This window comes from Streptomyces sp. NPDC088246 (assembly GCF_044741025.1).
GTDB lineage: Bacteria > Actinomycetota > Actinomycetes > Streptomycetales > Streptomycetaceae > Streptomyces.
Map to the genome: position 1 here is coordinate 17,752 of NZ_JBIURV010000049.1, position 26,368 is coordinate 44,119.

Genomic DNA, 26,368 nt, shown 5'->3' on the forward strand with positions numbered 1-26,368 from the left:
TTCGTCCGCATGCTGCCCGCCCTGATGATCATCGGCGGGCTGGTGTTCGATCTCCTCACCCCGCCGGTCTTCACCGCCATTCCGCTGTTCGTGGCGGCGCCGCTGATCGCCGCGCCGTTCTTCTCGCTGCCCGGCACCATCTGTACCGGCCTTGCCTCGATGGTGGCCGTCACCGTGCTGCGGCTGTACAGCAACCCGTTGCCGTTGGTCGTGCCGTTCATCGAGCTGCTCACCCTGGCCACCGTCTCGGTCCTCGCGGTCGTGATCAACGCGGTCGTACGGCGCGGCAATGAGCAACTGGCCTCCGCGCGGGTCATCGCGGAGACCGCCATGCGGGCGGTGCTGCCGAAGCCGTCCGACCGGATCGGCGGGCTGCATGTGGCGGCGCGGTACGAGGCGGCGCAGGCTGACGAGTACGTCGGCGGGGATCTGTTCGCCGTGGCGGACACCCCGCAGGGGGTGCGCCTGGTGGTCGGGGATGTGCGGGGGAAGGGGCTCGGCGCCGTGGAGTCGGTGGCGGTGGTCATCGGGGCGTTCCGGGAGGCGGCCGAGCAGGAGCGTTCGCTGGAGGGCGTGGCGCAGCGGCTGGAGCGGGCGCTGGCGCGGGAGGGGGCGCGGGGTGGGCTGGACGCGGTCGAGGGGTTCATCACTGCCGTACTGGCCGAGATCCCGTCCGGAGTGTCCCGGGTGCGGATCGTCAACCGCGGTCACCCCGAGCCGATCCTGCTGCATCCGGACGGGGCGGTGGAGGTGCTGGGGTCCACGGTGCCCGCGCTGCCGCTCGGGATGGACCTGGGGGTGTGGCCCGACCGGGCGGACGAGTGGGATCTGCCGGCGGGGACGACCCTGCTCCTCTACACCGACGGCCTCTCCGAGGCGCGGAACGCCGACGGGGTCTTCTACGACCCGGCGGCCCGGCTGCACGGGCGGATCTTTCCGGGGCCCGAGGAGCTGCTGTCCGCGCTGACCGATGACGTGCGGCTGCACACGGGCGGCGAGACGACCGACGACATGGCGCTGCTCGCGGTCGTACGTCCCGCGGAGGGGCAGCCGGACCGGCGCAGGACCGTGAAGATCGTGGGCCTGGAAACGATGTGACGGGTGGGGCGGGTGCTTCGCATGAATCGGGTGCTTCGTGCGGGCGGGTGCCTCGTGCGTGTTTCGCGCGGCCCGGGGGTGCGGCCTTGGGGCGCGGGATGCCACCGTACGTAACCGAAAGGCGTCTCTCCGCATAACATTTGACGCAACGTCAGAAACCGGGTAATGGCTGAGAGGCGATCAACTCGTCCGATTCCACCCGGTTGTGTCCCGTAAAGTCCAGGCCAAAGACCTGAACGATCAGTGGGAACAGCTTGGAATCGGACCCGTGTGTCTATTAACGTTCGATAACGCAGCGCGGTCGTCCCAGCCGTCGTCAGTGGCGGCACCGTGCGCGAGCGCCGAATTCCGCAAGGGAACCGGGGAACCACCTACATGGGGTGAATCGGACACCTGTGTCTCGTGAGAGGCAGAGGGGCCCGTAGGAGACCTTCCTGCTCCGAACCCGTCAGCTAACCCGGTAGGCGAGAAGGAAGGAAAGGAGTGCGCCCCCGTGGCGTCCAACAAGCCTGCCCCCGAGGCCCCCTCTCGGTTCAACCCCGAGTTCAGTTCCGAGTTCGGAACCGATTTCGGCTCCGACTACGGAACCGCCGGGACGGGAACGGCGTTCGGCGCCGAGACGGGCGGCGACTTCGCCGGTGAGTTCGGCAGCGAATTCCGCGCCGACGGCAACGCTGAGCCCGACAGAAGCTGGGACGAGTGGAACCCCACCGAGGAGTCCGTCCGCCCCGTACGTGGCAAGCACCGCGTCGCCAAGCAGCGCAACGGACTTGCCCGTAGCTCCACGGTGCTCGGGGTCGGTGTCATCGCGGCAGTCGGCGCGGGCGGCATGGCCACCGCGCAGAGCAAGCCGCCGGTCTCCATCTCCCTTCCCGACTCCATCTCGGACAACCTCCCCGACGCCAAGTCCCTTCCCGGCGTGGGCTCCCTGTTCTCCGGTGAGTCCGAGGCCGACAAGGCCGAGGCCGCCGCCGCTGCCGCCCCGCTCACCACCGCCGGCCTCACCGCCGCCGAGGCCGAGCAGGGCACGACGGACGCGGGCGAGGCACTCCGGGCCCGCATCCTCCAGCAGGCCGAGCAGCAGCAGGACGCCGCCGACGCCGAGGCCAAGGCGGCGCAGGAGAAGGCGGCCGCGGAGAAGGCCGCCGCCGAGGCCAAGAAGCAGCAGGACGCGGCCGAGGCCAAGGCCGCCGCCGAGAAGAAGAAGGCGGAGGAGGAAGCCAAGGCGAAGGCCGAGGCCCTGCGGCTCGCCAAGCTCGCCGCCAGCTACGCCATCCCGACCTCCTCGTACACGATCACCTCGACCTTCGGCCAGGCCGGCCCGATGTGGTCCTCCGGCCACCACACCGGCCTCGACTTCGCGGCGCCGGCCGGCACCCCGATCAAGGCCGTACACGGCGGCACCATCAAGTCGGCAGGCTATTCCGGTTCGTACGGCTACCGCACGGTGCTGGAGCTCGACGACGGTACGGAGCTGTGGTTCTGCCACCAGTCCTCGATCGGCGTCAGCGTCGGCCAGAAGGTCACCACCGGTGAGACCATCGGCCGGGTCGGCGCGACCGGCAATGTCACGGGCGCGCACCTCCACCTGGAGGTCCACACCCCCGACGGCACGGGCATCGACCCGATGGCCTGGCTGCGCGGCAAGGGCCTCAACCCCTGATCCGCCGGCCGCCTCCCGGCCTTCGTGATCCGAGCCGGTTCACCGGCCGTTGAACCCCGGCAGTCCTGACGCTCACCCCCCGACGTCAGGGCTGCCGGTCTGCCGGAATAGCGGACCCGCGGGAATCCGTTGACCGAGATATGAGTTCTCTTCGTAAGCTGGGCCCTTCCGACCTCCAGGTCTTCCCGCTCGCCCTGGGCGGCAATGTCTTCGGCTGGACCGCCGACGAGGCGCAGTCGTTCGCCGTGCTGGACGCCTACGCCGCGGCGGGCGGCAACTTCATCGACACCGCCGACGCCTACTCCGCCTGGATCCCGGGCAACGAGGGCGGCGAGTCGGAGACCGTCATCGGCAAGTGGCTCGCGGCACGCTCCAACCGTTCCGACATCGTCGTCGCCACCAAGGTCGGCGCCCACCCCTCGTACAAGGGGCTCTCCGCCGCGAACATCAAGGCCGCGGCCGAGGAGTCGCTGCGTCGGCTCGGCACCGGCCACATCGATCTGTACTACACGCACTTCGACGACGAGACCGTCCCGGTAGAGGAGATCATCACCGCCCTCGATCAGCTGGTGAAGGAGGGCAAGGTCCGGGAGATCGGCGCCTCCAACATCAGCCCTGTGCGGCTCCAGGCGTCCCTGGACTTCTCGGAGCGCGAGGGGCTGGCCCGTTACGTCGCCCTGCAGCCGCACTACAACCTGGTCTCCCGCGACACGTACGAGGGTGAGCTCCAGGACACGGCCGCCCGGGCCGGGCTCGCCGCCGTCCCGTACTTCGCCCTGGCCTCCGGCTTCCTCACCGGCAAGTACCGTCCGGGTGCTTCGGTGGAGAGCGCGCGGGCCGAGAAGGCCGGTCAGTACCTGGAGTCGGAGCGGGGACAGAAGGTATTGGCGGCACTCGACAAGGTCGCCCAGGAGCGCGAAGCGGAGATCGCGACCGTCGCGCTTGCGTGGCTTGCGTCCCGGCCGACCGTCGCCGCGCCGATCGCCTCGGCCCGTACGGTCGAGCAGCTGCCCGCGCTGGTGGCCGTCGCCGACCTCTCGCTGACCGAGCAGGAACTGGCGGACCTCACCGAGGCATCCGCCTGACGAGGGCGGACCAGCCGTCCACGGATCGCGGACGACTGTTCGCGAGCACCCCTGGAGCGCTGTGCTACTGCGGTGGCGGCGGTCGGTGCGGGGCCAGATAGGGGTTGTAGCCGTAGCCGCCGTACTGCGTGTGCTGCGGGAACGGGTATGCGTAGGGGGCCGCCGGAAGACGGTGTGGGCGCAGGCGGCCCGTCGCATGCGCCGCGTACGTCAGGGCGGGAGCGGCCACGTCCCTGCGCTGCCAGAGATGATGCAGCAGCTCCAGCTCGCGCTCGGCGAAGTCCGGGCCCGCCGCCCCGCGGCGGGCCTGTCGGCGCAGCGAGGCCAGCGATGTCGCGAACGATTCGTACTCGGCGACGGCGCGGGCGGCAGCCCTGCCGTTGGCCTTGGCCTGTGCTTTGGCACGAGCCGACGGCCCGCGCCCGGGCGCCACATACCCCTGCCCGTATCCCTGCCCGTATCCCGGCGCGTATCCCGGTCCGTACGGGCTTCCCCAGACTGCGGCGACGTGTCGTTGGCGTGCCGCGTCGCGTGCCATGCCGCGGGCACGCATCGAGGAGAGGGCGAGCGGTTCGGCGGGGGTCAGCCAGCCGGCCGCCGCATAGGCGGGCAGCTCGGCCGAGAGCGTACGCAGCTCTCGCCGGCGCGACCAGATCGCCAGCCAGGTCACCAGGCCGAAGACCGGGACCATGAACACCCCGTACACGGCATAGAAGCCGTACGGGCCCAATGACGCCGACCCGTTCCACAGGGCGTGCATGCCCATGGCGAGGACGAGACCCAGCAGTGGCAGCGCGATGCGGCGGATCCGGCGGTGCCGCGCACTGACCGCGGCGAGCCCGAAACCTATTCCGGTCAGCACCGTGAAGAGCGGGTGAGCGAACGGCGACATCACCGCCCGTACGAAGAACGTCGCGGCGGTCATCGAGACGACGCCCGAGGTGCCTATCTGCTGGTCCTCGCCGAAGGCGGTGCCCAGGTAGAGGATGTTCTCGGTGAAGGCGAAGCCGCTCGCGGTGAAGCCGGCGATGACGACACCGTCGACGATTCCGTTGAACTCCCGCCTTCGGAACAAAAAGATCAGCAGGACGGCCGCGGCCTTGGCGCTCTCCTCGACGACCGGTGCTATGACCGTGGCGCCGAGGGTGTCGGCGTCCGACGGGTCGGCGGTGGCCGTGGCTATCCAGCGGGTCGCGAACGAATTCGCGATGATCGCGACCAGGGCGGCCGCGAACGCACCCCAGGCGAAGGAGAACAGCAGATTCCGCCACGGCGCCGGTTCGACCCGGTCCAGCCAGCGGAACGCCGCCATCAGGAGTGGGACGGGCAGCACGGCGAGACCCAGACCTACGAGAAACCCCTCGGTGCCCGTCTGATCGCGGACCAGGGCCAGGATCGCCAGACCGCACAGCGCGAGCACCGTGCACACGGCCGCGATGCGGAATGTCCTGCTGCGCCACACCATGCCGACGCGGCGCGGCCGGTAACGCCAGTGCCTGCGCTCCGGCACGGCAGCCAAAATCTCGCCGACCCGCTGCTCCTCGAGAAGCGGGACGGCCGGCTGCGACTGGCGCTGCTGGACAGATCCGTCGGACACCACCCGATGACCCTAACGAGCAGCACTGACAGCTGGCCATGGGGCGACGGGTCCGTCAGGCCCCGTCACCGGCTCCGCGCGCAGGTCTCAGCGGCGGGCGAAGAGCAGGTCGTGCACGACATGACCCTTGTCGAGGCCCTGCCCCTCGAACCGGGTCAGCGGCCGGAACGCCGGCCGCGGCGCATAGCCGCCGTCCGCCAGGGTGTTCTCGAAGAGGGGGTGCGCGGTCAGCACCTCCAGCATCTGCTCGGCGTACGGCTCCCAGTCGGTCGCACAGTGGATCACGGCCCCGGGCTTCAGCCGCTGCGCCACCAGATCGAGGAACTCCGGCTGGATCAGCCGCCGCTTGTGATGGCGCTTCTTGGGCCACGGGTCGGGGAAGTACACCCGTAGCCCGTCCAGCGAGTCCGGCTTCAGCATCTCGCGCAGCAGGATGATCGCGTCGCCGTTGGCGACCCGGATGTTGGACAGGCCGTTCCGGTCCGCGAGGCCGAGCAGATTGCCCTGGCCCGGGGTGTGCACATCGACGGCGAGAATGCCCGTACCCGGGTCGTCGGCCGCCATCTGCGCTGTGGCCTCACCCATTCCGAAACCGATCTCCAGCACGGCCGGGAGCCCGTCGAACAGCTCGGGCAGGTCGAGGACGCGCTGCCCGTCGATGTCCAGGCCCCACTTCGGCCAGAGCCGCAGCAGGGCGTCCTCCTGGCCGGGCGTGACGCGGCTGCGGCGCGGCTGGAAACTGCGGATCCGGCGCTCGTGGTGCGATCCGGCCGGATCGATCGCGGGTCCGCCGGGGAAGCGCGGCTCCTGGCGCAGCCTGCGCTGCCGCTCGAAGGAGGCGGCGCGCAGATCGTCCGGAATTCCGGCAGCGGCGGAGGCGGGGGCGTGGACCGAGGAGACGGTGCCCGTCCCGGCTGCGGAGCTGCTCGTCCCGGCCGCGGCCTCGCCGGGCGTCGGAGCGGAAGGATTCGTGGAGGGATCTGCGGAGGGGTTCAAGGACTCAGACACAATGCCCCGATTCTACGGCGGGCGGCTTCCACCCCGTCCCCTGTGCCCGGAGCAGCGCCCTGCGTGCCACCTCCCGCCCGATGGGCAGGGACGCCGTCGCGGCGGGCGACGGAGCGTTCAGCACGTGCACGGTGTGCGGGGCCTCACGGATCAGGAAGTCGTCCACCAGTGTGCCGTCCCGCAGCACGGCCTGGGCCCTGACCCCGGCCGGGGCCGGACGCAGATCGGACTCCGTGACCTCGGGCAGCAACCGCTGCACGGCTGCCGTGAACGCCCGCTTCGACAGCGAACGGTGCACCTCGCCCGCCCCGTACCGCCAGTGTCTGCGCGCGATCTGCCAGGTGCCGGGCCAGGCCAGGGTGTCCGCCAGCTCACGGGGGCGTACGACGGGCCAGCCGTACCCCTCGCGCGCCAGCGCCGGCACCGCGTTCGGCCCGACGTGGACGTTGCCGTCGTGGCCACGGGTCAGATGCACGCCGAGGAACGGGAACGCCGGATCGGGCACCGGATAGACCAGGCCGCGCACCAGCTCCGGCCGCGCCAGCTCGTAGTACTCCCCCCGGAAGGGCACGATCCGCACCCCCGGGTCGTCGCCCGCGAGCCGCGCCACCCGGTCGCAGTGCAGCCCCGCGCAGTTGACCAGCACCCGGGCCCGCACCACCGGACCGTCCGCTGTACGCACCGCCACACCCCAGGGGCGTCGGTCGATCGCGGTGACCTCCGCCCCGTAACGGATCACTCCGCCCGCCCCGCTCACCTCGGTGGCGAACCGCGCCGCGACCGCCCCGAAGTCGCACACCCCGGTCGTCCCGACGCGGATCGCGGCGAGCCCGTGCACCTGCGGCTCGTACTGCGCGATCTGGGCGGGCCCCAGCTCGCGCACCGGCAGCCCGTGCTGCCGGCCGCGCTGGACCAGTGCGTGCAGCCGGGGCAGCTCGGACCGCTCGGTCGCGACGATCAGCTTGCCGGTCACCGTGTGCGCGATGCCGTGCGCGGCGCAGAAATCGACCATTTCGGCGGCGCCGCGCACCGCGTAACGGGCCTTGAGCGAGCCGGGGCGGTAGTAGATGCCGCTGTGGATCACTCCGCTGTTGCGCCCGGTCTGGTGACGGGCGGGGCCCCACTCCTTCTCCAGCACCGCCACCCGGGTGCCCGGAGCGGTGCGCGTGATCGCATACGCCGTCGACAGGCCGACGATCCCGCCGCCGATCACCAGCACGTCGCAGTCGTACGCCGCGTGCGTCATCATCACGCCACCTCCCACCCCGATAGTGCACTGACCCACTGACATCGCATTCAAACCAGCGAAGCCCAGCGTGGCGCCGAATCCTTACGCCTGGCGGCGGCCGGATGCCGCCGGGACGCCGTCCGGACACTGTTTGTATGCCGCAAGGACATCGTGGTGACACGGTGAGGAGGTGCGTGGGTCCGTCCTGCGCGGTCCGGCTACGCGGGCGCCACCAGCAGCGGCCGGGCCCTTTCACGCAGCTCGGCGACGCGCGGCTCGTGCCCGTACGGTTCGAGCCGGTGCAGCAGATCCCGTACGTACTCCGTGGTCCGCGCCGAGGAGATGCGGCCCGCCACCTCCACCGCCCGGGTGCCCGCCGCGCAGGCCGCGTCCAGATTCCCCGACTCCAGCTCGGCCACCGCCGACACCACGAGCCGCAGTCCGTGCGAGCGGGCGAATTCCTCGGTGGGTCTGGACAGGGCCTGCTCGGTGAAGCGCCGCACCTGCCGGGGCGCCTTCAGGTCGAGGTGGCACTCCGCGGCATCGGCCGCGAACCTGTCGTACGAGTAGAAGCCCAGCCAGGAGGGGTCCGCATCGCCGTCCCTGGAACGCTCCAGCCATCCCTCGGCGGCCTTCAGCGCTGCCCCTGCGGCCGGCGCGTCACTCGCCTTCGCGTGTGCGCGCGCCTCCACCAGGCGGAAGAAGCTCATGGTGCGGGCCGTGGCGAGCCCCCGGTTGCGTTCGACGGCTGCCTGCGCGAGGTCGACCCCCTCGTCGGCGAAGCCGCGGTAGGTCGCCTGCAGTGACATCGAGGCGAGCACATAGCCGCCGAGAGGTACGTCGGCCGCGGCCCGCGCGAGCCGCAGTGCCTGGATGTAGTAGCGCTGCGCGGCCTCCTGCTGGCCGGTGTCGAAGGCCATCCACCCGGCGAGTCTGGTCAGTTCGGCCGCTGCGCCGAAGAGCGCCCGGCCCACCTCGTCGCTGTACGAACCGAGCAGCAGTGGCGCGGCATCCACGCGTAAGCACTCGGGGACCATGGAGGAACGCCAGTCCCCGCCGCCGTACTTGGAATCCCAGCGGCGGGCGTCCTGGGCCGCCTCGCGCAGTTTGGAGACATCGCTGTGGCCGACCCGCAGCGGGGAGATGTCGCTCGTGATCGTGTTCGCGCTGGTGGGCGTGGGCGTGGGTGTGGACGCGGTCCCCGGGCCCGGCTGGGCGGGGATGGACGGTGTCCGCTGTGTCCCCAGGGCTACCGGCGTCGCCTGAGCTGCCAGGGCCCCCGCCGCGCCGGATGTGCCCGCCGTTCCTGCCAGGCCCGGCGCGCCGGACTCCGCCTCCGCGCTCTGCCCCGCTGCCGTGCCCGCCGTACCCGGCGTCCTCTGCGCCCCTGCACTGGGGCGTGCGCCCCTTGCGCCCTGGGTGCCGAGGATGGCTGCCTCGGCGGCTGTCGAGTCGCGCGCCACCGACGGGTCGGCGGGGGATATCAGCCAGCGGGACGCGGGCGTCGCGTACGCACTCACCGAGAACGAACCCGCCAGCGACTGCCAGATCCCGCCGCTGCCCGCCCGTCGCCCGGCCAGATCCAGCCGGTACAGCTCGGTTGCCGAGCGGACGGCCTCGGACACATCGCGCGGAAAGGCCAGTCCGACCTCCGGCGCCGGATCGGCGTCCGCGAGCCCGATCTCATGCAGCGGGACCGGCCGGCCGAGTTTGGCGCCGATCGCCGCCGCGATGAGATGGGGCGCGGCGCCCTGCGGCACCATGCCCTTGGCGACCCACCGGGCCACCGACGTCTTGTCGTACCGGAGTGTAAGACCGCGCTGCGCCCCGAGGTCGTTGACCCGCCGGGCCAGCCCGGCGTTGCTGATTCCCGCGAGGGCGAGAACGGTTCCGAGCTTCTCGTTCGGTCCGCGTTGCTCCCTGGACATGCGCCACCCCTCGACACACAGACGGCAGCCGCGTCACCGTTGCGGCGCGCGGCATTCGTACCGTGTCCTCCCCAGGGACGAACCCCGGCACTCCGGCCGCACACGCATTTGGCCGAGCCCCGAGGAATATGCCTCCTGCCGAGAACCTCAGTAAACCCAGCGTAGTTCGCCGCATCCCTACCGTTAAGGGGCAGACGTCCGTATGGCGGGATTGTTGTCCGTGCGGACGCGAGCGGCTTCGCGGCGCCGCTCCGGTTGCCGCCGCGGTGCCGCCGCGGTGCCGCTCCGGTTGCCGCGCACAGCGGCCCGGAACCCGGCTCGGACCCGGCCCGGGACCCCGCTCGACGCCCCGTTCATGCGCTCCCGGAGGCACCGTTCGCACGTGGCGGCGACACCGCCCGCCGAGCCTTGTACGTGCTCCTGGTGTGTGGCCGTGCGCCCGGCCGTGCGCTCTCGTACGGCCGTTTCGGAAGCGCTTCCATGGTTGCTGCGTGGGTCGGTCCACTGCATTGGACTCAGTGGGCTGGGGGACACTGCCGCCTCATTCCCCGCAGGCGGCGGACCGGTCCGGGAGGTGAACAGCACCTCCCGGACTGTGCGTCGACAGCGGTACGGGGCCGGGTGCGAGGTCTGTGCCGGGGCCGCCCGCCGCCCCGGTGGCGATCTCCTGCGGCCGACGGAGGATTCCAGGAGCGATTCGGGAAGAATCAGGGAATGAAGTGGGGCGAAAAGGGACTTCTGATGCGTCGAGTTCCCTGTCGTCAGGTTGCAGTGTGCTCTGAGAATGGCTGAATGTCGTCGGTCGCCCTAGGTTGGGCCGAGCGATTCGCGGACATTGCGTCGACCGTTCGGAGGTCGTCCGCCACCAGTCCGCGGGCGGTTCGGGGTGTGGCTGGATTTCGGCCGGTAGATCTCGCGCGTACGGGGAACGCAACACGCCCAAGCCGAAAGCCCGTTGGCGCACGAGCCGCCTCGCGCGGGACGCGCGCCGGTCAGCCCCCGGGAAACCTGCCGCCGATTGCCGCCCCGATGTGCGTCCGTCCGCACCCGTCCGCCGTCCGGCCCGGTCCGGCCTTTGCCAGGGGCGCATGCGCTTGCGACGTGCGCCGTCCGTAGCCCCTCCTGCGCGCCTTTGTCGTGGCAGCATGTTCGCAACGGCGCCGCGCGCTACCGCAGTTCTCCCGGTACTTTCCTGCTGCGCCGTTTTGTCCACAGCCTGTGGAGGCGGCGATGCGTTGGTTGGTGGGGTGGAGCAGTATCGCCGCGAGCTTCGGTACGGCCGGTGCCGTCGGCGCCGCCGACGAGGGGCGCACGATGCACCCCGTCGGATCCCAACTCCTGTGGGGAGACCCCGACCCTCTCTGGGCCGTCGGCGACTGGCGCCCCGACGAGATTCGTGTCAGCGCGGCCGAAACCGCCGAAGGCGCGCCCACCGCCCGGCTCGCCGTCCTCGGCTGCTGCAGCGCAACCGATGAGCAGCTGCGCGCCGGCCTCCTCGCCGCCCGCGGCGGAGCCCTGCGTCATCTCACCTCCTGGCCCGGCAGCTACACGACCGTCGTCCAGGTCGGCCGCCGGATCACCGTCATCGGGGACCTCGCCGGAGCCCGCCCGGTCTTCTACACACCCTGGGCCGGCGGTACGGCGTACGCCACCGCCGCACTCCCGCTCGCCGACCTCATCGAAGCCCAGCTGGACATCGGTCACCTGGCTGCCCTGCTCGCCTGCCCCGAAACACCGGAGGCGCTGCGCGACGGCACCCCGTACGCGGGAGTGAAGCGCATCCCGCCGGGGCACGCGCTCATCCTCCGCGAAGGCTCGCGCGAGATCACCGGGTACGAGGCGGTGGCGTCCCTCGCCGTCGCCGCGCCCCAACTCGACCCGGTCAGCGCCGTCGACGGAGTGCGCGACGCACTGATCGAAGCCGTACGCGCCAGACTCACCGCCCCGCGCCACGCACCCGAAACCCTGCCGCCCGACCCCGGACCGGTCCCCGGCATGGGGCCCGCCGAACGACGCGCCGCCCGCGGCGCACCGGTACCCGGAATCGGCGCCGACCTCTCCGGAGGCAGCGCCTCCGCCACCCTCGCCCTGCTCGCCGCCGGACTGCCGGGCCTGCCCGGCACCCTCCTCGGCCACGGCACGGGCGCGGGGGAGCGGCTGCTCGCTGTCACCTTCAACGACCTCACCGCACGCGGACACGAGGACGAACTCGAACGCGCCCGGGTCATCGCCGCCAACCCGCGCCTGCACCATGTCGTCGTCGCCGCCGGGGAGGAGGCCCTGCCCTACGCCGACCTGGGCGCCGGCCCGCTCACCGATGAACCCGCCCCGTCCCTCGTCGTCGCCGAGCGCCACCGCCGCCGCCTCGCCTCCGGCAGCGCCGACCACTTCGTCGGCGGCGGCGCGCGGCAGGTGCTCGACGCCCACCCGGCCCGCCTCGCCGACCTGCTGATGGACCGGCGCCGACGCCATCTGCTGCGCCCGGTCGCCGCACTCGCCAAGGCCGAGGGCCCGACCGCGCACTCTCTCTTCGTTCCGCTGACCGTCTACCGCGCGGCCCGCCGCCTGTCCCGTACGTCCTACCGCACCGGCCTGGAAACGGCGGCCGACCGGCTGCCGGACGCCAACCGCCACACCCCCGAACTCGACACTCCTGCCGACGCCTCGCTCGCCGCCCTCGCCTGGTCGCGGCCGGGGCCCGCCGCGCGCTGGCTCACGGGGGAGGCGCTCGCCGAAGTATCGGTTCGTCTGCAGGAGGCGGCGATCCGCCCCGCCTCCGTCCAGCGCCCGGGTGAGGCCCGCGCCCGGGCCGCCCTTGCCCGGTACGCCGCCGACCACCGGATCCTGGAGCAGGCCGCGGAGAACCGCAGCCAGCGGCTGCACGCCCCGTTCCTCGACAATCAGGTCGTACGCGCCGCCCGTGCGCTCCCCGAATCGCTCCGGGTCCAGCCGGGCGCCCGCGCCGCGGTTCTGCGCCGGGTGCTCGCGGGCGCGGGCATCCACGAATTGCCGCCCGGCTGGGGCGCCCCTTCCCTCGCCACCTCGGACGCGACCGCCCGCACCGGACTGCGCGCCGCCCTCCCCGACCTGATCGCCCTCTTCGACGCACCGCTGCTCGCCGACGCGGGCCTGGTCGAGGCCCGTGTCGTACGAAAGGCCCTGCGCGCGGCTTCGGAGGGCGAACCACTCCCGCTGGACGGCCTGGCGCACCTGGCGGCCACGGAACTCTGGCTCCGCCGCCTCGTCTCGCGGCGCGGCACCTGCTGGACGGGCACGGCGGCACCCCGCCAGCGTGCGGTCGCGGGCGGAGTCGTCCCGGCGAGGCGGACACTGCAGCCATAGCAGGCGTAGCAGCTGTAGTAGCTGTAGCAGCCGTTGTCGGTGGGCCTCTGCTTCCGGCCGCCCCGCGGGACAGAATGGCCGGGTGCGGTACCTGATCCTGGGCGTCACCGAGGCGCGAGACGAGAACGGCAGTGCGCTGCCCATGGGCGGTACGCGGCTGCGCGCCCTCCTCGCCGCCCTCGCCCTGCGTACGGGTCGGCCCGTCCGCGTCGCCGATCTCGTCGACGACGTATGGGCCGGCGACCCCCCGTACGACGCTCCCGCCGCGCTCCAGGCCCTCGTGGGCCGGCTGCGCCGTGTGCTGGGCAGGGATGCGATCACGAGCACCCACGGCGGCTACCGCCTGGAGGCCGCGCCCGACGAGGTCGACCTGCATGTGTTCGAGCGGCTGTCCCGGCAGGGGGCCGCCGAGCTCGACGCGGGCGACCCCGTGACGGCGGCCCGCACGCTCCGTACCGCGCTCGCACTGTGGCGCGGCCCGGCCCTGGCCGACCTGCCGGACCGGGACCACGGCCACGGCCTGCGCCCGGAGGCCCACCGTCTGGCCGCGCTGGAACGCCGCATCGAGGCCGACCTGCGGTGTGCGGCGACCGGTGCCGGTGCGGGTGCCGCTGTCGGCGTGCGGCCTGCTGCCGGCCCGCGCACCCTCGTACCGGAGCTCAAGGAGCTGACCGCGGCCCACCCGTACGACGAACGCTTCCGGGCCCAGCTGATCCGCGCCCTGCGCGCCGATGGCCGCCAGGCCGACGCGCTGGCCGCTTACGAGGACGCTCGCCGCGCCCTCGCCGACCGCCTCGGCACCGATCCCGGACCGGAACTGGTTGCACTTCACCGGGAGTTGCTTACTCCTCCGTCGGGCGCATCATCTGAAACAGCCGCATCTGCCGCACCTGCTGCACCGGCCGCGTCAGGCTCACCCGACACACCGAACCACGCCCCCGGTCGAGGCAACCTCCGCCCCCGGCTCACCTCGTTCGTCGGCCGTGAGCCCGAACTGCGCTCCATCCGCGCCGATCTGACCCGGTCCCGTCTGGTCACCCTCACCGGCCCCGGCGGCTCCGGCAAGACCCGTCTCGCCGAGGAGGCCGCCGCCCAGGGAGGCCGGACGGTCCCGGCCCCCACGGACGTCTGGATCGCGGAACTCGCCCCCGTGGACGACCCCGTGGACGTTCCCGGAGCCGTACTCTCCGCTCTCGGCCTGCGTGAGACGACCCTTCTCCGGGACAACAACCGCGACGGGCAGCCGCTGCGCACCGACCCGACCGACCTTCTCGTCGAGCACCTGGCGCATTGCTCCCGCATCCGCCCCTTCCTGCTCATTCTGGACAACTGCGAACACGTCATCGACGCGGCCGCCGCCCTCGCCGAGAGCCTGCTCACCCACTGCCCGCAGCTGCGCATCCTCGCCACCAGCCGCGAACCCCTCGGCGTCCCCGGCGAATCCGTACGCCCGGTCGGCCCGCTTCCGGCCGACCCCGCCCACAGGCTGTTCGCCGAGCGCGCCCGCGCCGTACGTCCCGACTTCGACCCCGAGCAGGAGGCCGCACACGATCCGGACGCCGTCGCCGAGATCTGCCGGCGGCTCGACGGACAGCCGCTCGCCATCGAACTCGCCGCTGCCCGGCTGCGGCTGCTCAGCCCGCGCCAGATCGCGGACCGGCTCGACGACCGGTTTCGTCTGCTGACCGGTGGATCCCGCACCGTACTGCCGCGTCAGCAGACGCTGCGCGCCGTCGTCGACTGGTCCTGGGACCTGCTCGACGAGGACGAACGCGCGGTTCTGCGGCAGGTCTCCGTCTTCGCGGGTGGCTGGGACCTGCCCGCCGCAGAAGCCGTCACCACGGCTGGAGCACCCCCTGCCACCGAAGCCCCAGCCCGGCACTCCACCGCCGACCTGATCGGCGCTCTCGTCGACAAGTCCCTCGTCGTCGCCACCCCGACCGCCTCCGGTGAGATGCGCTACCGCCTCCTGGAGACCATCCACGAGTACGCCACCGAACGCGCCGCCGAGACCCCGGACGTCCGCGCCGCCGCCGCGAGCGCGCACACCGCGTACTTCGTCGCACTGGTCGAGGAGGCCGAGCCCCGCCTTCGCTCCGGCGACCAGCTCCCCTGGATCACACGCCTGGAGACGGACCTCGACAACATCCGGGCCGCTCTCCACCGCTCCATCGTCACCACCCCGTCCGAACCGGATGCGGTGCGCCTGGTTCTCGGTATGGGGTGGTTCTGGTTTCTGCGGAACTTCCGTCCCGAGGGCCTCACCTGGGCCGAGCGGGCCGTGGCGCTCGGACCGGAACCGGACGACGGCAGCGACCCCCGCTTCTGGCCGCGCATGCATCTGGAGGTACTGCGGTACTTCCTCGCTGCGGAGAGCGGCCCGGCCGACGACATCCGCGGTGATGACCGGCGCCGGGCCCTGATGGGCCGGGTGGCCGACGCGTTCGGGTCGTCCGGGCCGCAGTCCGCCCGTTTCCCGGGACTGATCTGGCCGATCACCTTGTTCGTGAGCCGCACCACCGCCGAAGCGCACGAGATGATCGATATGGCGGTCGCCAACGCCCGTATCCACGGCGGCGGCTGGGAGTACGGCGTCACGCTGTTGTTCCGTACCCACATGGTCGTCGACATGCCCGGCGGCATGCCCGGTGTCGACGACGATCTCGCCGAGCTGCGCGAGCTGGGCCGCCGCGTCGGCGACCGCTGGCTGCGTGCGCAGGTCGCGGGCGCAGCCGCGGAGGCCGGCATGATGCGCGGACGGTACGAGGAGGCGCGCGCGGCGTACGAGGAGGCGTTGCTGCTCGCCCGTGAGGTCGGGGCGCACGCCGAGGGACCGTTCCTTCTCGCCCGCCTCGCCGAACTCGACTACCGGATTGGGGACATGGCGGGCTTCGAGCGGACTCTGACCGAGTCGGAGACCGAGGCAGAGCGCTACCAGGTGCACGACGCCCGCGCCTACGCCCACTTCCTGCGCGCCACCCTGGCCCTGGACCGCGGCGAGATCGCGAAGGCGCGACGGCTGGTCACCGAGGCGGAGGCCTCGGCCGGACGCGGCAGCCCGCCGTCGCACTTCACCGCGGTGGTCGAAGGGCTGGCTGCCCGGATCGCCGTGCACGAGCCGGGCCCCGAGGGCGGCCCGGTGGCCGGGATACGGGGTCTGACGCTCGCACTGCGCGCGGCGCGGGACGCCCAGTGCGCCGAGCTCGTCACCGGACATCTGGCGGACAGCGTGGCGACCGTGCTGCTGAAGGTGCGCCGCCACGGAGCTGCCGTACGGATCCTGGGGGCGGCCGACGGCTGGCGTCTGTCCGGCCCCAGAACCAAGGCGCAACAGGCCGAGGCGGACGAGGTCGAGCGACAGGCGCGCGAGACACTGGGACCTCAGCTGTACGAGTCGGAGCGCGCCGCAGGCCGCACGCTGACGGTCGACGACGTCATCGAGCTCCTGACCCGCATCACCGCAGAACTCCCGGGCCCCCTCACCGACAACTGATGGTCGAATCCGCCCAGTCGGCGAGGGCCGCGCCGCCGCCCGGTTCTACCCGCTCGACGACGAGCCGGATCCTTTGCTGACCGGTGATACCGACCCCGACGGGTACGGCAGGGTCGTTACCGTTCATCACCGGGGACTGCCACAGCCGCGTCCCGTCACCGTTGAAGACGGAGAAGCGCACCGTGCCGAACCCCATCGCCATGTCGTCGACCCCGACCATGGCCTCGTACCGAGTGCACTGCCGGTTCAGCTGAATGGTGACCGATGACTTGCTGTGGACGGTCACCCCGTGCGCGTACTGCGTGCCGCCGATCCGCAGGCCGGAGCGCTGCCAGACCCAGTTGCTCTCACCGATCACCACCTCCGGTCGGGTGTGGTCACCCAGCATCGAGTAGCTCAGCTCGCTGACCCGGTAGACGATCGGCGCGGGCGGAACCGGAGGTGGGGTCGGGGCGGGCGGTTGTGACGTGGCAGGCGTCGAGGGCTTGGGGGGCGATGCCGGCTTGGGGGTGGGCGTCGGAGTCGGTGTCGGAGTAGGGGTCGGGGTCGGTGTCGGAGTAGGCGTCGGTGTCGGAGTAGGCGTCGGCTTCGGTGGGGGCGTCGGGGACGGGGCAGGCGGTGCGGGCGGTGCCGGCGCATCGGGCTTCGGCGGCGGTGTCGGCTTCGGCCTCGGCGGTGCGGGCGTCGGCATCGCGGGCGCCACGGCAGCCGGCTTGGCCGCATGTCTGGCCTCGGGCTTCGGCTGGTCGTTGCCGACCAGTGCCCAGGCCAGTCCGGCCGTCACGGCCACGGCAGCCGCCGCCGCGATACCGGCCTTCGCCGGGGCACCGAGCCCTTCCGAGAGCGCGGCACCACCGGCCGAGCCCCCGGACGAGCTTCCACCGGTCGCCGCTGCGGCGGCACCCGCGCCCGCGGCTCCCGCCGCGCCACCGGCGACGATTCCGGCAGCCTTGAGCGCATACCCGGCGGCGAACCAGCCGATGACCGCGACCGGCAGCAGCGCAGGAATCCCGGCGTTGACATGGGCCAGCTCGCCTGCGGCGAGCCGGCACTTCACGCACTCGTCCAGATGCCCCCGCAACCCGCGCTCGGCGCGCATCCGGAGTCCACCCCGGGCATACGCGCCGAGGCGGTCGGCGTAACGCGCACAGTCGCCGCCCGAGGTGAGCGCCTGGCTCACATGCGCCTGCAGGTAGGCCTGCTTGAGCCCTTCGCGGGCCCGGCTGGCCAGCACCGCCGTGGCATTGGCGGTCAGCCCGAACAGCGGGGCGACATCGCTGGGCGACTCCTCCTCGACAGTGGTGTGCCACAGCACCGCCTGCCAGCGCTCCGGCAGACTGCGGAACGCCTGCATCGCCATCGACTGCTCGGCCTCGTGCATCGCCAGCACATCGGCACCGAGGTCGAGCGTGTCCGCGTCCGACACCTGGGAGGACTGGGATGCCTGGGCGGCGAACACCGCGAAGTCATCGACCAATTGCTCCCGCTTCGCGGTCTTGGTCCACGCGGCTCCGACATGCCGGACAGCCGTCATGAGGTAGGCCCGTACCGCCTCTTCCGGCCCCTTGCCTCTGCGCACCGCCTGCAGTGTGCGGGCGAAGACCTCGGCCGTCAGGTCGTCGGCGGTGTGCGCGTCCCGGCAGCAGGTCCGCGCGTAGCGGCGCACCGCGTCCGAGTGCCGCCGGAACAGCTCCTCGTACGCGAGATCGTCGCCGTCCCGCATGTGCCTGATCAACTCGGCGTCGGAGAAAGCGGGGCCGGAGGCATCGGCGGTGGTGGTTCGGCCGCCCTCCCGCTGCATCGGCACTGCGATGTCGGCCCTGATACGTCCCGGCCGCGGACCGGGCAGGACGGTACCGCCCTTGGCGTCACCACCCGACCGCCCGGGTCCGCCCTGACTCGGTACCTGCCGGGAGGACAGTCCACCGGTCTCCGCCACACCACCCACGGCGGGAACGTCGTCGAACGACTCTTCCTGCTGACCGTCACGGCTCATCGCGGAAGCCCCCGTATGCGCTTTCGGACCCGAACACCGGGCAAGACTGCCACATGGCGCAATCACGCCGAACCTTCAGCCCCGGCAACCACTCATCCGGGGCGTTTTCCCGAATGTGAGCACTAGCGGCCACTCATTCGGGGAAGGCTAAGGGAGTTTTTTTCTGCACGGGTGGGTTCCAGACCAAGGGCAGCAGCCCCACCGACAAGGGCCGATCAAGCGCGGAAGACACGCCGATCAAGAGCCATTCAAGCGACGTCCGAGAGCCGCCGAAGAACCGGAGGAGAGCTGAGACGGCGCCACAGAGAGCCGATCGGCGGGCAGAGCGCGCCCCGGTCCAGGAGCGGTCGAGAGGACGGACTCGGAGGCCGCAAGGGGAAGGGGAAGGGGAAGGGGAGGGGGAAGGGGAAGACGAGCGGTGCACGAGCAACGATGGGCTGCCGAGCGGGACCCGCCTGAACGGGCCACGCCCACCGCTCGACGCCCAGCGCATTCACGCCAGGCCAATCGCGCCCGACGGCGCGCCCCAGCCACCCGGTCCGATCCGACGGCGCGCCCAGCCACCCGCCCGGAGAGCCGGCGCACCCACGCACAACACGCCCACGCACCCGCACTCTCAGGCGTCACCGCGCTCACGTGCCGCCACAGTCACCGCGCCCAACGTGCCGTGCTCCCGCGCCGACGCAGCCATCTCGCCGCGTCGGCACGCCCGCGCACCACGCCGGCACGCCCGCGCACCGGCACGCCCGCGCGCCACGCTCACACACCGGCACGCACGTGCGCTCCGCTACCGCGCAGCCCTCTCACGCGGCTGGTCGAGAGCGCAGCCCCTCCAGCAGGATGTCCAGCAGTCGGCTCGAAGCCGCAGCCTGCTGATCCGCGTCGGGCAGCGAAGGCGCCGCCGTCGCGATGACCAGCAGCACATCCGCCACCGTCACATCATGGCGCAGCTCACCGGCTGCCCGTGCCCGGTCCACCAGCCGGCCGACGACCTCCAGCAGTTCGCCGGCTCCCGTGTCGTCCTCGATGCCGGTCTCCGTTACGGAAGGCCCGTCGGCCGGCCGGAGGTCGGCCTGACCCGCGCCCTGCCGTTGCTGAGGCACCCGCGTCTCATCCCGAGTACTGCCCGGACCCGAGTCCGATACGGAGGCCGCTATGGCCTGCGACTCCCGGACCGCGTTCGAGCCGTCGGCGTCGGCGTCGGCATCGACCCCGACCCGCAGCACCTGCGGCGGCAGCAGCCGCCCCGCGCCCGAGGCCACGGACGTTCGCAGGAAGCGCGACAGCGCCGACCACGGCTCTTCCTCCTGGCCCAGCGCGGTCCGCGCCTGGTCCGTCAGCCGGGAGGTCTCCTCTTCGGCTATCCGCCGCACCAGCACGTCCTTGCTCGGGAACCGCCGGTACACCGTGCCGACTCCGACTTTGGCGCGACGCGCCACGTCTTCCATCGGAGCCCCGTATCCCAGCTCACCGAACACCTCGCGTGCGGCTCGCAGCACATGCTCCAGATTGCGCTGTGCGTCCACGCGGAGCGGAGCCGAGCGTCCGTTCGCTCCGGTGGCCCCGGCTGTTCCGGTCGTGCCGCCTGTTCCGGCTGCCGCGACCGGACCCACCGTGTCCACTGTCCCTACCGCCCCGTTTCGTCCGTTTCCGTCGGACGAATGGGGCGTAACTGCCGTAGCAGTCTGCCAATGAGAATCCTGAATGTGCATAGCTGTTCCCCCGGTTATGACGTCTCCCCCCGGAGACTTCCCGCCGTTTAGTCAGAGTGTGGATCATGGCCCCAACCCGACACCCCGACGACACACGAACATAGTTGAGCCCGAGTCAATTCAGAAGGGGGTAGTTCCGCACGGAGCGCCCCCCGATCGGAGCAAGGACCGGTTGGTTACTGATTCGACCCCCGCCCGCGACCCCCACTCCAACCCCTGACCTGCGCAGCTTCCGTGTTGTAGCCGCGATCGGCAACAGCGGCCCGTCCAGAACGTCCGGTCACACAATTTGCCGGGGCTGTGGACAAACCCTGGAGCACGTTGCGTCATGGGGTGGTGATGGCTTCAGATTCCGGGGGAACACCCCCCGGCCCCCCGCCGGGTGTGCGCATTCTCGTCGTCGGCGGCGGCTACGTCGGGATGTACACAGCGCTGCGTCTCCAGCGGAAGCTGAAGCAGAGACTCAGGAACGGTGAGGCCGAGATCGTCGTCGTCACACCCGAGCCTTATATGACGTATCAGCCATTTCTGCCCGAAGCGGCCGCCGGTTCGATCTCACCGCGTCACGTCGTCGTGCCGCTCCGCCGGATCCTGATGCACTGCAAGATCGTGATCGGTGAGGCGCAACGCATCGACCACGCCAAACGCACGGCGACCGTCACCACCCTCGCCACCGGGGAGGACGGCACCGGCGCCGTCGAGATCCCGTACGACGAACTCGTCCTCGCACCAGGCTCCGTCTCGCGCACCCTCCCGGTCCCCGGCCTCGCCGACCACGGCATCGGCTTCAAGACCATCGAGGAGGCCATCGGCCTGCGCAACCATGTCATCGAGCAGATGGACATCGCCTCCGCCACCCGCGACCCGGCCATCCGCGACGCCGCCCTCACGTTCGTCTTCGTCGGCGGCGGGTACGCGGGCGTCGAGGCCCTGGCCGAGCTGGAGGACATGGCCCGCTACACCTCGCGGTACTACCACAACATCAAGGCGGAGGACCTGAAATGGATCCTCGTGGAGGCGACCGGCCGCATCCTTCCCGAGGTCGGCGACGCCATGGGCACCTACGCGATCCGTGAGCTGCGAGGCCGCAATATCGACGTACGCCTCGACACCCGGCTGGAGTCCTGCGAGGACCGGATCGCCGTCCTGAGCGACGGTTCCCGCTTCCCGACCCGCACCCTTGTGTGGACCGCGGGCGTCAAACCCGCGCCGATCCTCGCCGCCACCGACCTGCCGCTCAACGAGCGCGGCAGGCTCACATGCACGGCGGAACTCACCGTCGAAGGGGTCGAGCATGCCTGGGCCGCCGGGGACGCCGCGGCCGTACCCGACCTGACCGCCGCGGAAACGGGCAAGGAGACCGCCCCCAACGCCCAGCACGCCGTGCGCCAGGCCAAGGTCCTCGCCGAGAACGTCCTCGCGTCGATCAGCGGCGAACCCCTCAAGGAGTACCGGCACAGCTACGCGGGCTCCGTCGCCTCACTCGGTCTCCACAAGGGCGTCGCCCATGTCTACGGTCGTAAGCTCAGGGGCTACCCGGCCTGGCTGATGCACCGTACGTACCACCTCAGCCGCGTCCCGACGTTCAACCGGAAGGCCCGTGTCCTTGCCGAATGGACCCTCGCCGGGCTCTTCAAGCGCGAGATCGTCTCCCTCGGTTCGCTGGAACACCCGCGCGCCGAGTTCGAACTCGCCGCAGGAGGCAAACGCCCCGGGCGGACCGGCCCGCCGAACGCCGACGGCACGCCGGGACCCGGCCACCCACCAGGGCCCGAGGGCCCGCCGAGGAACGGCGGCTGACTGCCCGTCGGCCCGTCTGCGCACCTACCCGGGACCCGGCCGTACCGACAACTGTCAGTACGGTCCGTCACACTGGACGTGTGACCATGGGTGGACCCACACCTGCACAGAGTGACCCGGCCGGCAGCGACCGACAGTGAGCAGCCCGCCCAAGCGGACCAGACCGACACACGAGGCCAGAAATTCCGTGAACTTCACGCGTTGGAGCGCCCGCCTACCCGGAACGCAGCGCCGCGCCGCCGCACGGGACGACCGCAGTCCCGTGCCCTCGGCCCGCGCCGAGTACGCACGGCCCGAGACCGGGTCCTGCCCGCCGGGCGACGACACGCGCGGTGACACGCCTGGCGACACGCGCGGTGACACGCACCACGACACGCACGGCGAACCTCCCGATCGCGGCCCGGCCCTGGAGGATCTCTCGGCCCGGGACATTCTCGGCCAGCTGCCCGCCCTGGTGGCCCTGGTGTACGGCCCCGACCACCGGATCGCGTACGTCAACGACGCCTACGCCGCCGCCTTCGGACCGCGCCCGGCCGGCGCCACCGCCGCCGAGGCCATGCCCGAGCTCACCGAGCTCAGCCTGCTGCCCCTCATGGACCAGGTCCTGCGCAGTGGCACACCCCGTACGGTCAAGTCCCGCAAGGTCCGCAACGGCAATTCGTACACCGTGACCTGCACCCCGGTGCACAGGGACAGCGACGGCGAAACCGACGGCGGCGACGGACACGGGGACAGGGACGGGAACAAGAAACAGAACAAGGGCAGCCGGAGCGGCAAGAACAGGAACAAAGGCGGCGAAGGCGGGGTTCTCGTCTACGCCGTCGATGTCACCGACCACGCCGAAGCGGCCGAACGGCTCCGCGCCAGCGAGCGCCGCCACCGCGAAACGGCCGTCACCCTCCAGCGCTCCCTGCTCCCTCAGGAGCTGGAGCAGCCCGACGACCTGCGGATCGCCGCCACCTACCAGCCAGGCGGCACGGACGCCGCGGTCGGCGGCGACTGGTACGACGTCATCACCCTCGGCGCAGGCCGCACCGCCCTGGTCATCGGGGATGTGATGGGCCGTGGGGTGCGAGCCGCCGCCGTCATGGGCCAGCTCCGCACGGCCGTGCGCGCCTATGCCCGCCTCGACCTCCCGCCGCACGAGGTGCTCCAGCTCCTCGACGGTCTCGCCGCCGAGATCGACGCCAGCCAGATCGCCACCTGCGCCTACGCGGTCCACGATCCGAACGAGGGCCGGCTCGTCTACGCCTCCGCCGGGCACCTCCCGATCCTGGTGTGCCACGAGGACGGTACGGTCCACCGCGCCGAGGACCCGACAGGACCGCCGCTCGGCACCGGCGGCTGGATCCACACATCGGGCACGATCGCGCTGCCGCCCGGCTCCACCGCGGTCCTCTACACGGACGGCCTGGTGGAGCGCCGCAGCGAGGACATCGACGAGGGCGTCGCCGCTCTGGAACGCGCCCTCTCCGGTGCCAAGGGGTCCCCCCAGGTGGTCTGTGACCGGCTGATCCGCTCCCTCGGCGTCACGGCGGAACACGACGACGACGTGGCGGTGCTGGTGGTCCAGCACCCCGCCCGAACGGGGGCGAACGCGGAGCTGTTCCACAACGCCTCGCTCGATCTTCTCGGCGGCATCGAAGCGGCCCCGCGCGCCCGCGCCTTCGCGACCGGCGTCCTGACGTCGTGGCGTTTCCCGGTCGAGCTCTGCGACCTGGGCGTCCTGGCCGCCGGCGAACTCGTCGCGAATTCCCTCAAGCACGGCACCCCGCCGATGCGCCTGGGCCTGCGCCGCACCGATCGTCGCCTGATCATCGAGGTGACCGACGGCGACGACCACCTGCCGCGCCGCCGACGAGCCGACCCGGCGGACGAAGCGGGCCGCGGCATCTCCATCGTCGCGACGATCGCCACGTCCTGGGGCAGCCGCCGCACACCTGGCGGCGGCAAAGCCGTCTGGTGCGAATTCACCCTGCCGCAGTAGGGGCCCTGCCGAAGCAGGACCCCTACTCGTCTATACCGCTCCACCGCCTCAGCGAGTGGTGACGGCGGAGGCAACCACGGGCTCGGCCTCCGGCAGTGACACGGCCACCACCCTGGACGGCACCGTCTCGATCGACGGCTGATCCTGTACGGGAGTGAGCCGTCGGCCGAGCCGCAGCGCCAGCACCGTGATGCCCAGCGAGAACAGCACGAACGTCACGATGTACGGGCCGTGCAGCGTCGCCCCCATCGGCCCGCCCACGGCCGGACCGACCGCGAGCGCGAGCTGCTTGCACAGGGCGAACGCGGAGTTGTACTGACCGACCATCGACTCCGGCGCCAGATCGGCGACCAGGGGCGCCACGGTCGGCGACAGCATCGACTCACCGAGCCCGAACAGCGCGTACGTGGAGATCATCGCGGCCGTCGCCATGGTCTGGCTGCCGTGTCCGAGCCCCGCGTACCCCGCCACGATCCAGGCGACCGCCCAGATCAGACCGACCGAGGCGATGACCCGGCTGCGCCTGCGGCGCTCCACCAGACGCAGTACGACGAACTGAGCCACGACGATGACGGCGGTGTTCGCGGCCAGCGCGATACCGAGCGTCGAGGGCTGGATTCCGGCAGCCTCGGTGCCGTACGCCGCGAGCCCGGATTCGAACTGTCCGTAGCAGGCGAAGAACAGCACGAAGCCCAGCACGCACAGCTGCACCATGGCCCGGTGCGAGAGCAGCGTCCGCAGCCCGCCCGGCGCCTTGGACCCGTCGGTGGGCCTGGCGTCGGAGAAGGAAGGCGTCCGGGACAGCCGCACTGTGGAGGCGACGACACCGAGCACGATGAACATCGCGGCCTCGATGAGGAACAGCAGGGTGAAGGTCTCCGGCCGATTCGTGTCGACGATCTGTCCGCCGACCAGCCCGCCGATGCCGAGCCCGAGGTTCTGCAGGAAGAACTGCATGGCGAAGGCACGCGTACGGGTGGCGGTGCTGGAGCACCACACGAGCATGGTGGCCAGCGCCGGCTGCATGACGGCCGTACCCGCGCCGAGGATCGCGGCCGACAGCACGGCGGCGGTCACATCCGACGACAGGCCGAGGGCGGCAGCGCCCAGGGAAGCGACGACCGAGGCGACGACGAGTACGGGCAGCGGCCCGCGCCGGTCGATGGCCCGCCCGGTGAACGGCAGAACGGCGAGCGCTGCCATGGCGAAGACCGCCAGCACGACTCCCGCCGTACCGGCACCCAGATCCCGTACCTGTGCCACATAGACGTACAGATACGGAACGGTGAACCCCAGCCCGAACGCGCTCAGCGCGCTCCCCAGCTGGATCCGCCGCAGTGCTGCACCCATCTCCCTGGTCACACTCACCTACCTCAAGGTCTCGAAGCGACTTGTCGAGCCATCCGAACGACTCGAACCCGAAGACTTTAGCACTAAAGTTAGAAGCTCAACAATTCAGACCGAAGGACTTCGACGGCTTTGGAAGGCGTGCGATACTGCCCGCCATGCCTGACACCACCGAGCAGCCCGGACCCCAGGAGCCGAGCCTCGACGAGCAGATCGCCGCCTATCAGCGCGAGTTCCGTGACCTGGACCCCCAGGTCGAGCAGGTCGTCTCGGCCCTGGGCCGACTGAACCGCCGGATGAACGTGGCGTACGGACGCCAGGTCGCCGCCCTCGGCATCAGCAACGCCGAGTGGGAGGTCCTCAAGACCCTGGTCCTGGCGGGCTCCCCGTACCGCCTGGGCCCGGGAGAGCTGGCCAAGCGCCTCGGTCTCACCCCGGCGGCGATGACCCACCGCATCGACCGCATGGCGGGCGAGGGCCTGGTCACCCGCGACCGGGACGAGAACAACCGGGTGCGTGTGATCGTCGAGCTGACCGACGAGGGCCGTACGAAGTGGCTGGAGGCGATGCGCATGGCCTCCGACTTCGAGGAGGACCTGCTCCAGGACCTCACGGGCGACGAACGCGGCGTCCTCGGCGACATGCTGATCCGCCTCCTGCGCCGCGTGGAACACGCCCAGCCGGACGCCGGTGGCCGCCTCACCGACCTGGACTGAACTCCTGTCGGACACGCGGTAAAACCGCTTGACCTGGCGGAGTTGACACGTCCCACCTCGATCCGTAAGGTTCTTCGAGTTGTCACGGAGCCGGAACGGTTCTGCGGCAGCCGATCCTGCCGCGAATGCGGCAACCAAAACTCAGCACGATCTCCCACTCGGGAAAATTTCGGCATGCCGAAATTGATTTCGAAGACTCGATTATGAGTCGCCGGGAAAATCCGCTAGAGTTTGGACGTCGGAACGGCCCAACAGCCGGGAAGACAAACCCCACTGACTGGGAATCAGGCCCGAAAGGATCTGATAGAGTCGGACTCGCCGGAAAGGGAAACGCGAAAGCGAAGAACTGGAAAGCGGCCCCGCTTCGA

15 protein-coding genes and 1 riboswitch are annotated in these 26,368 nt (G+C 71.4%); of the genes, 8 read left to right on the forward strand and 7 right to left on the reverse strand.

The window, feature by feature from the left end; genetic code table 11:
• Positions 1 to 9: 9 nt before the first annotated feature.
• The 3 genes from ACIPEK_RS38045 (at position 10) to ACIPEK_RS38055 (ending at position 3,846) form a co-directional block, all read left to right on the forward strand.
• Positions 10 to 1,098 carry a PP2C family protein-serine/threonine phosphatase gene (locus tag ACIPEK_RS38045; protein ID WP_383073008.1) on the forward strand — a complete coding sequence of 363 codons (1,089 nt, stop codon included), beginning with the start codon at positions 10 to 12 and terminating at the stop codon, positions 1,096 to 1,098.
• A 329-nt stretch (positions 1,099 to 1,427) separates the two neighbouring features.
• Positions 1,428 to 1,580, forward strand: a riboswitch (cyclic di-AMP (ydaO/yuaA leader).
• Positions 1,581 to 1,591: 11 nt separating this feature from the next.
• The gene (locus ACIPEK_RS38050) at positions 1,592 to 2,761 is read left to right on the forward strand and encodes a M23 family metallopeptidase (RefSeq protein WP_402006038.1); all 1,170 of its coding nucleotides are present in this window, start codon (positions 1,592 to 1,594) and stop codon (positions 2,759 to 2,761) included.
• A 140-nt stretch (positions 2,762 to 2,901) separates the two neighbouring features.
• Complete coding sequence (locus ACIPEK_RS38055; protein ID WP_402006040.1) at positions 2,902 to 3,846, forward strand: aldo/keto reductase; 945 nt, start codon at positions 2,902 to 2,904, stop codon at positions 3,844 to 3,846.
• A 64-nt stretch (positions 3,847 to 3,910) separates the two neighbouring features.
• Here the strand turns inward: ACIPEK_RS38055 and ACIPEK_RS38060 are convergent, their stop codons facing one another.
• The 4 genes from ACIPEK_RS38060 to ACIPEK_RS38075 all read right to left on the reverse strand — a co-directional run bounded on the left by ACIPEK_RS38060 (position 3,911) and on the right by ACIPEK_RS38075 (position 9,607).
• Positions 3,911 to 5,443, reverse strand: a complete 1,533-nt coding sequence (locus ACIPEK_RS38060; protein WP_402006043.1) for a PrsW family intramembrane metalloprotease — start codon at positions 5,441 to 5,443, stop codon at positions 3,911 to 3,913.
• Between the two features lie 87 nt (positions 5,444 to 5,530).
• On the reverse strand, positions 5,531 to 6,454 hold the full coding sequence (trmB, locus tag ACIPEK_RS38065) for a tRNA (guanosine(46)-N7)-methyltransferase TrmB (protein ID WP_402006075.1): 924 nt from the start codon (positions 6,452 to 6,454) through the stop codon (positions 5,531 to 5,533).
• Positions 6,444 to 7,700 carry an L-2-hydroxyglutarate oxidase gene (gene lhgO, locus ACIPEK_RS38070; protein WP_402006046.1) on the reverse strand — a complete coding sequence of 419 codons (1,257 nt, stop codon included), beginning with the start codon at positions 7,698 to 7,700 and terminating at the stop codon, positions 6,444 to 6,446. Before lhgO ends, trmB begins: the two co-directional genes overlap by 11 nt.
• A gap of 197 nt (positions 7,701 to 7,897) precedes the next feature.
• The gene (locus ACIPEK_RS38075) at positions 7,898 to 9,607 is read right to left on the reverse strand and encodes a sporulation protein (protein ID WP_402006048.1); all 1,710 of its coding nucleotides are present in this window, start codon (positions 9,605 to 9,607) and stop codon (positions 7,898 to 7,900) included.
• Positions 9,608 to 10,837: 1,230 nt separating this feature from the next.
• Here ACIPEK_RS38075 and ACIPEK_RS38080 point away from each other — a divergent pair.
• Complete coding sequence (locus ACIPEK_RS38080; protein WP_402006051.1) at positions 10,838 to 12,949, forward strand: asparagine synthase-related protein; 2,112 nt, start codon at positions 10,838 to 10,840, stop codon at positions 12,947 to 12,949.
• 82 nt (positions 12,950 to 13,031) lie between these two features.
• On the forward strand, positions 13,032 to 16,442 hold the full coding sequence (locus ACIPEK_RS38085) for a BTAD domain-containing putative transcriptional regulator (RefSeq protein WP_402006054.1): 3,411 nt from the start codon (positions 13,032 to 13,034) through the stop codon (positions 16,440 to 16,442).
• Here ACIPEK_RS38085 and ACIPEK_RS38090 read toward each other — a convergent pair.
• Positions 16,429 to 18,438: a sigma-70 family RNA polymerase sigma factor gene (locus tag ACIPEK_RS38090; RefSeq protein ID WP_402006057.1), complete on the reverse strand. Its 2,010-nt coding sequence runs from the start codon at positions 18,436 to 18,438 to the stop codon at positions 16,429 to 16,431. The genes ACIPEK_RS38085 and ACIPEK_RS38090 overlap by 14 nt on opposite strands.
• Positions 18,439 to 19,241: 803 nt before the next feature.
• Positions 19,242 to 20,150, reverse strand: a complete 909-nt coding sequence (locus ACIPEK_RS38095) for a TetR/AcrR family transcriptional regulator (protein WP_402006060.1) — start codon at positions 20,148 to 20,150, stop codon at positions 19,242 to 19,244.
• A 339-nt stretch (positions 20,151 to 20,489) separates the two neighbouring features.
• Here ACIPEK_RS38095 and ACIPEK_RS38100 point away from each other — a divergent pair, with 339 nt between their 5' ends.
• Together ACIPEK_RS38100 and ACIPEK_RS38105 are read left to right on the forward strand one after the other, a co-directional pair.
• Complete coding sequence (locus ACIPEK_RS38100) at positions 20,490 to 21,950, forward strand: NAD(P)/FAD-dependent oxidoreductase (protein WP_402006063.1); 1,461 nt, start codon at positions 20,490 to 20,492, stop codon at positions 21,948 to 21,950.
• Positions 21,951 to 22,137: 187 nt separating this feature from the next.
• Positions 22,138 to 23,937 (forward strand): SpoIIE family protein phosphatase, encoded by a 1,800-nt coding sequence (locus ACIPEK_RS38105; protein WP_402006066.1) that lies wholly within the window; start codon positions 22,138 to 22,140, stop codon positions 23,935 to 23,937.
• A gap of 48 nt (positions 23,938 to 23,985) precedes the next feature.
• Here ACIPEK_RS38105 and ACIPEK_RS38110 read toward each other — a convergent pair whose 3' ends face one another.
• Positions 23,986 to 25,287, reverse strand: coding sequence for an MFS transporter (locus tag ACIPEK_RS38110; RefSeq protein WP_402006078.1), 1,302 nt, complete (start codon positions 25,285 to 25,287; stop codon positions 23,986 to 23,988).
• Between the two features lie 155 nt (positions 25,288 to 25,442).
• Between ACIPEK_RS38110 and ACIPEK_RS38115 the strand changes: the two genes are divergently transcribed.
• Positions 25,443 to 26,000, forward strand: a complete 558-nt coding sequence (locus ACIPEK_RS38115; protein ID WP_327273955.1) for a MarR family transcriptional regulator — start codon at positions 25,443 to 25,445, stop codon at positions 25,998 to 26,000.
• Positions 26,001 to 26,368 lie beyond the last annotated feature (368 nt).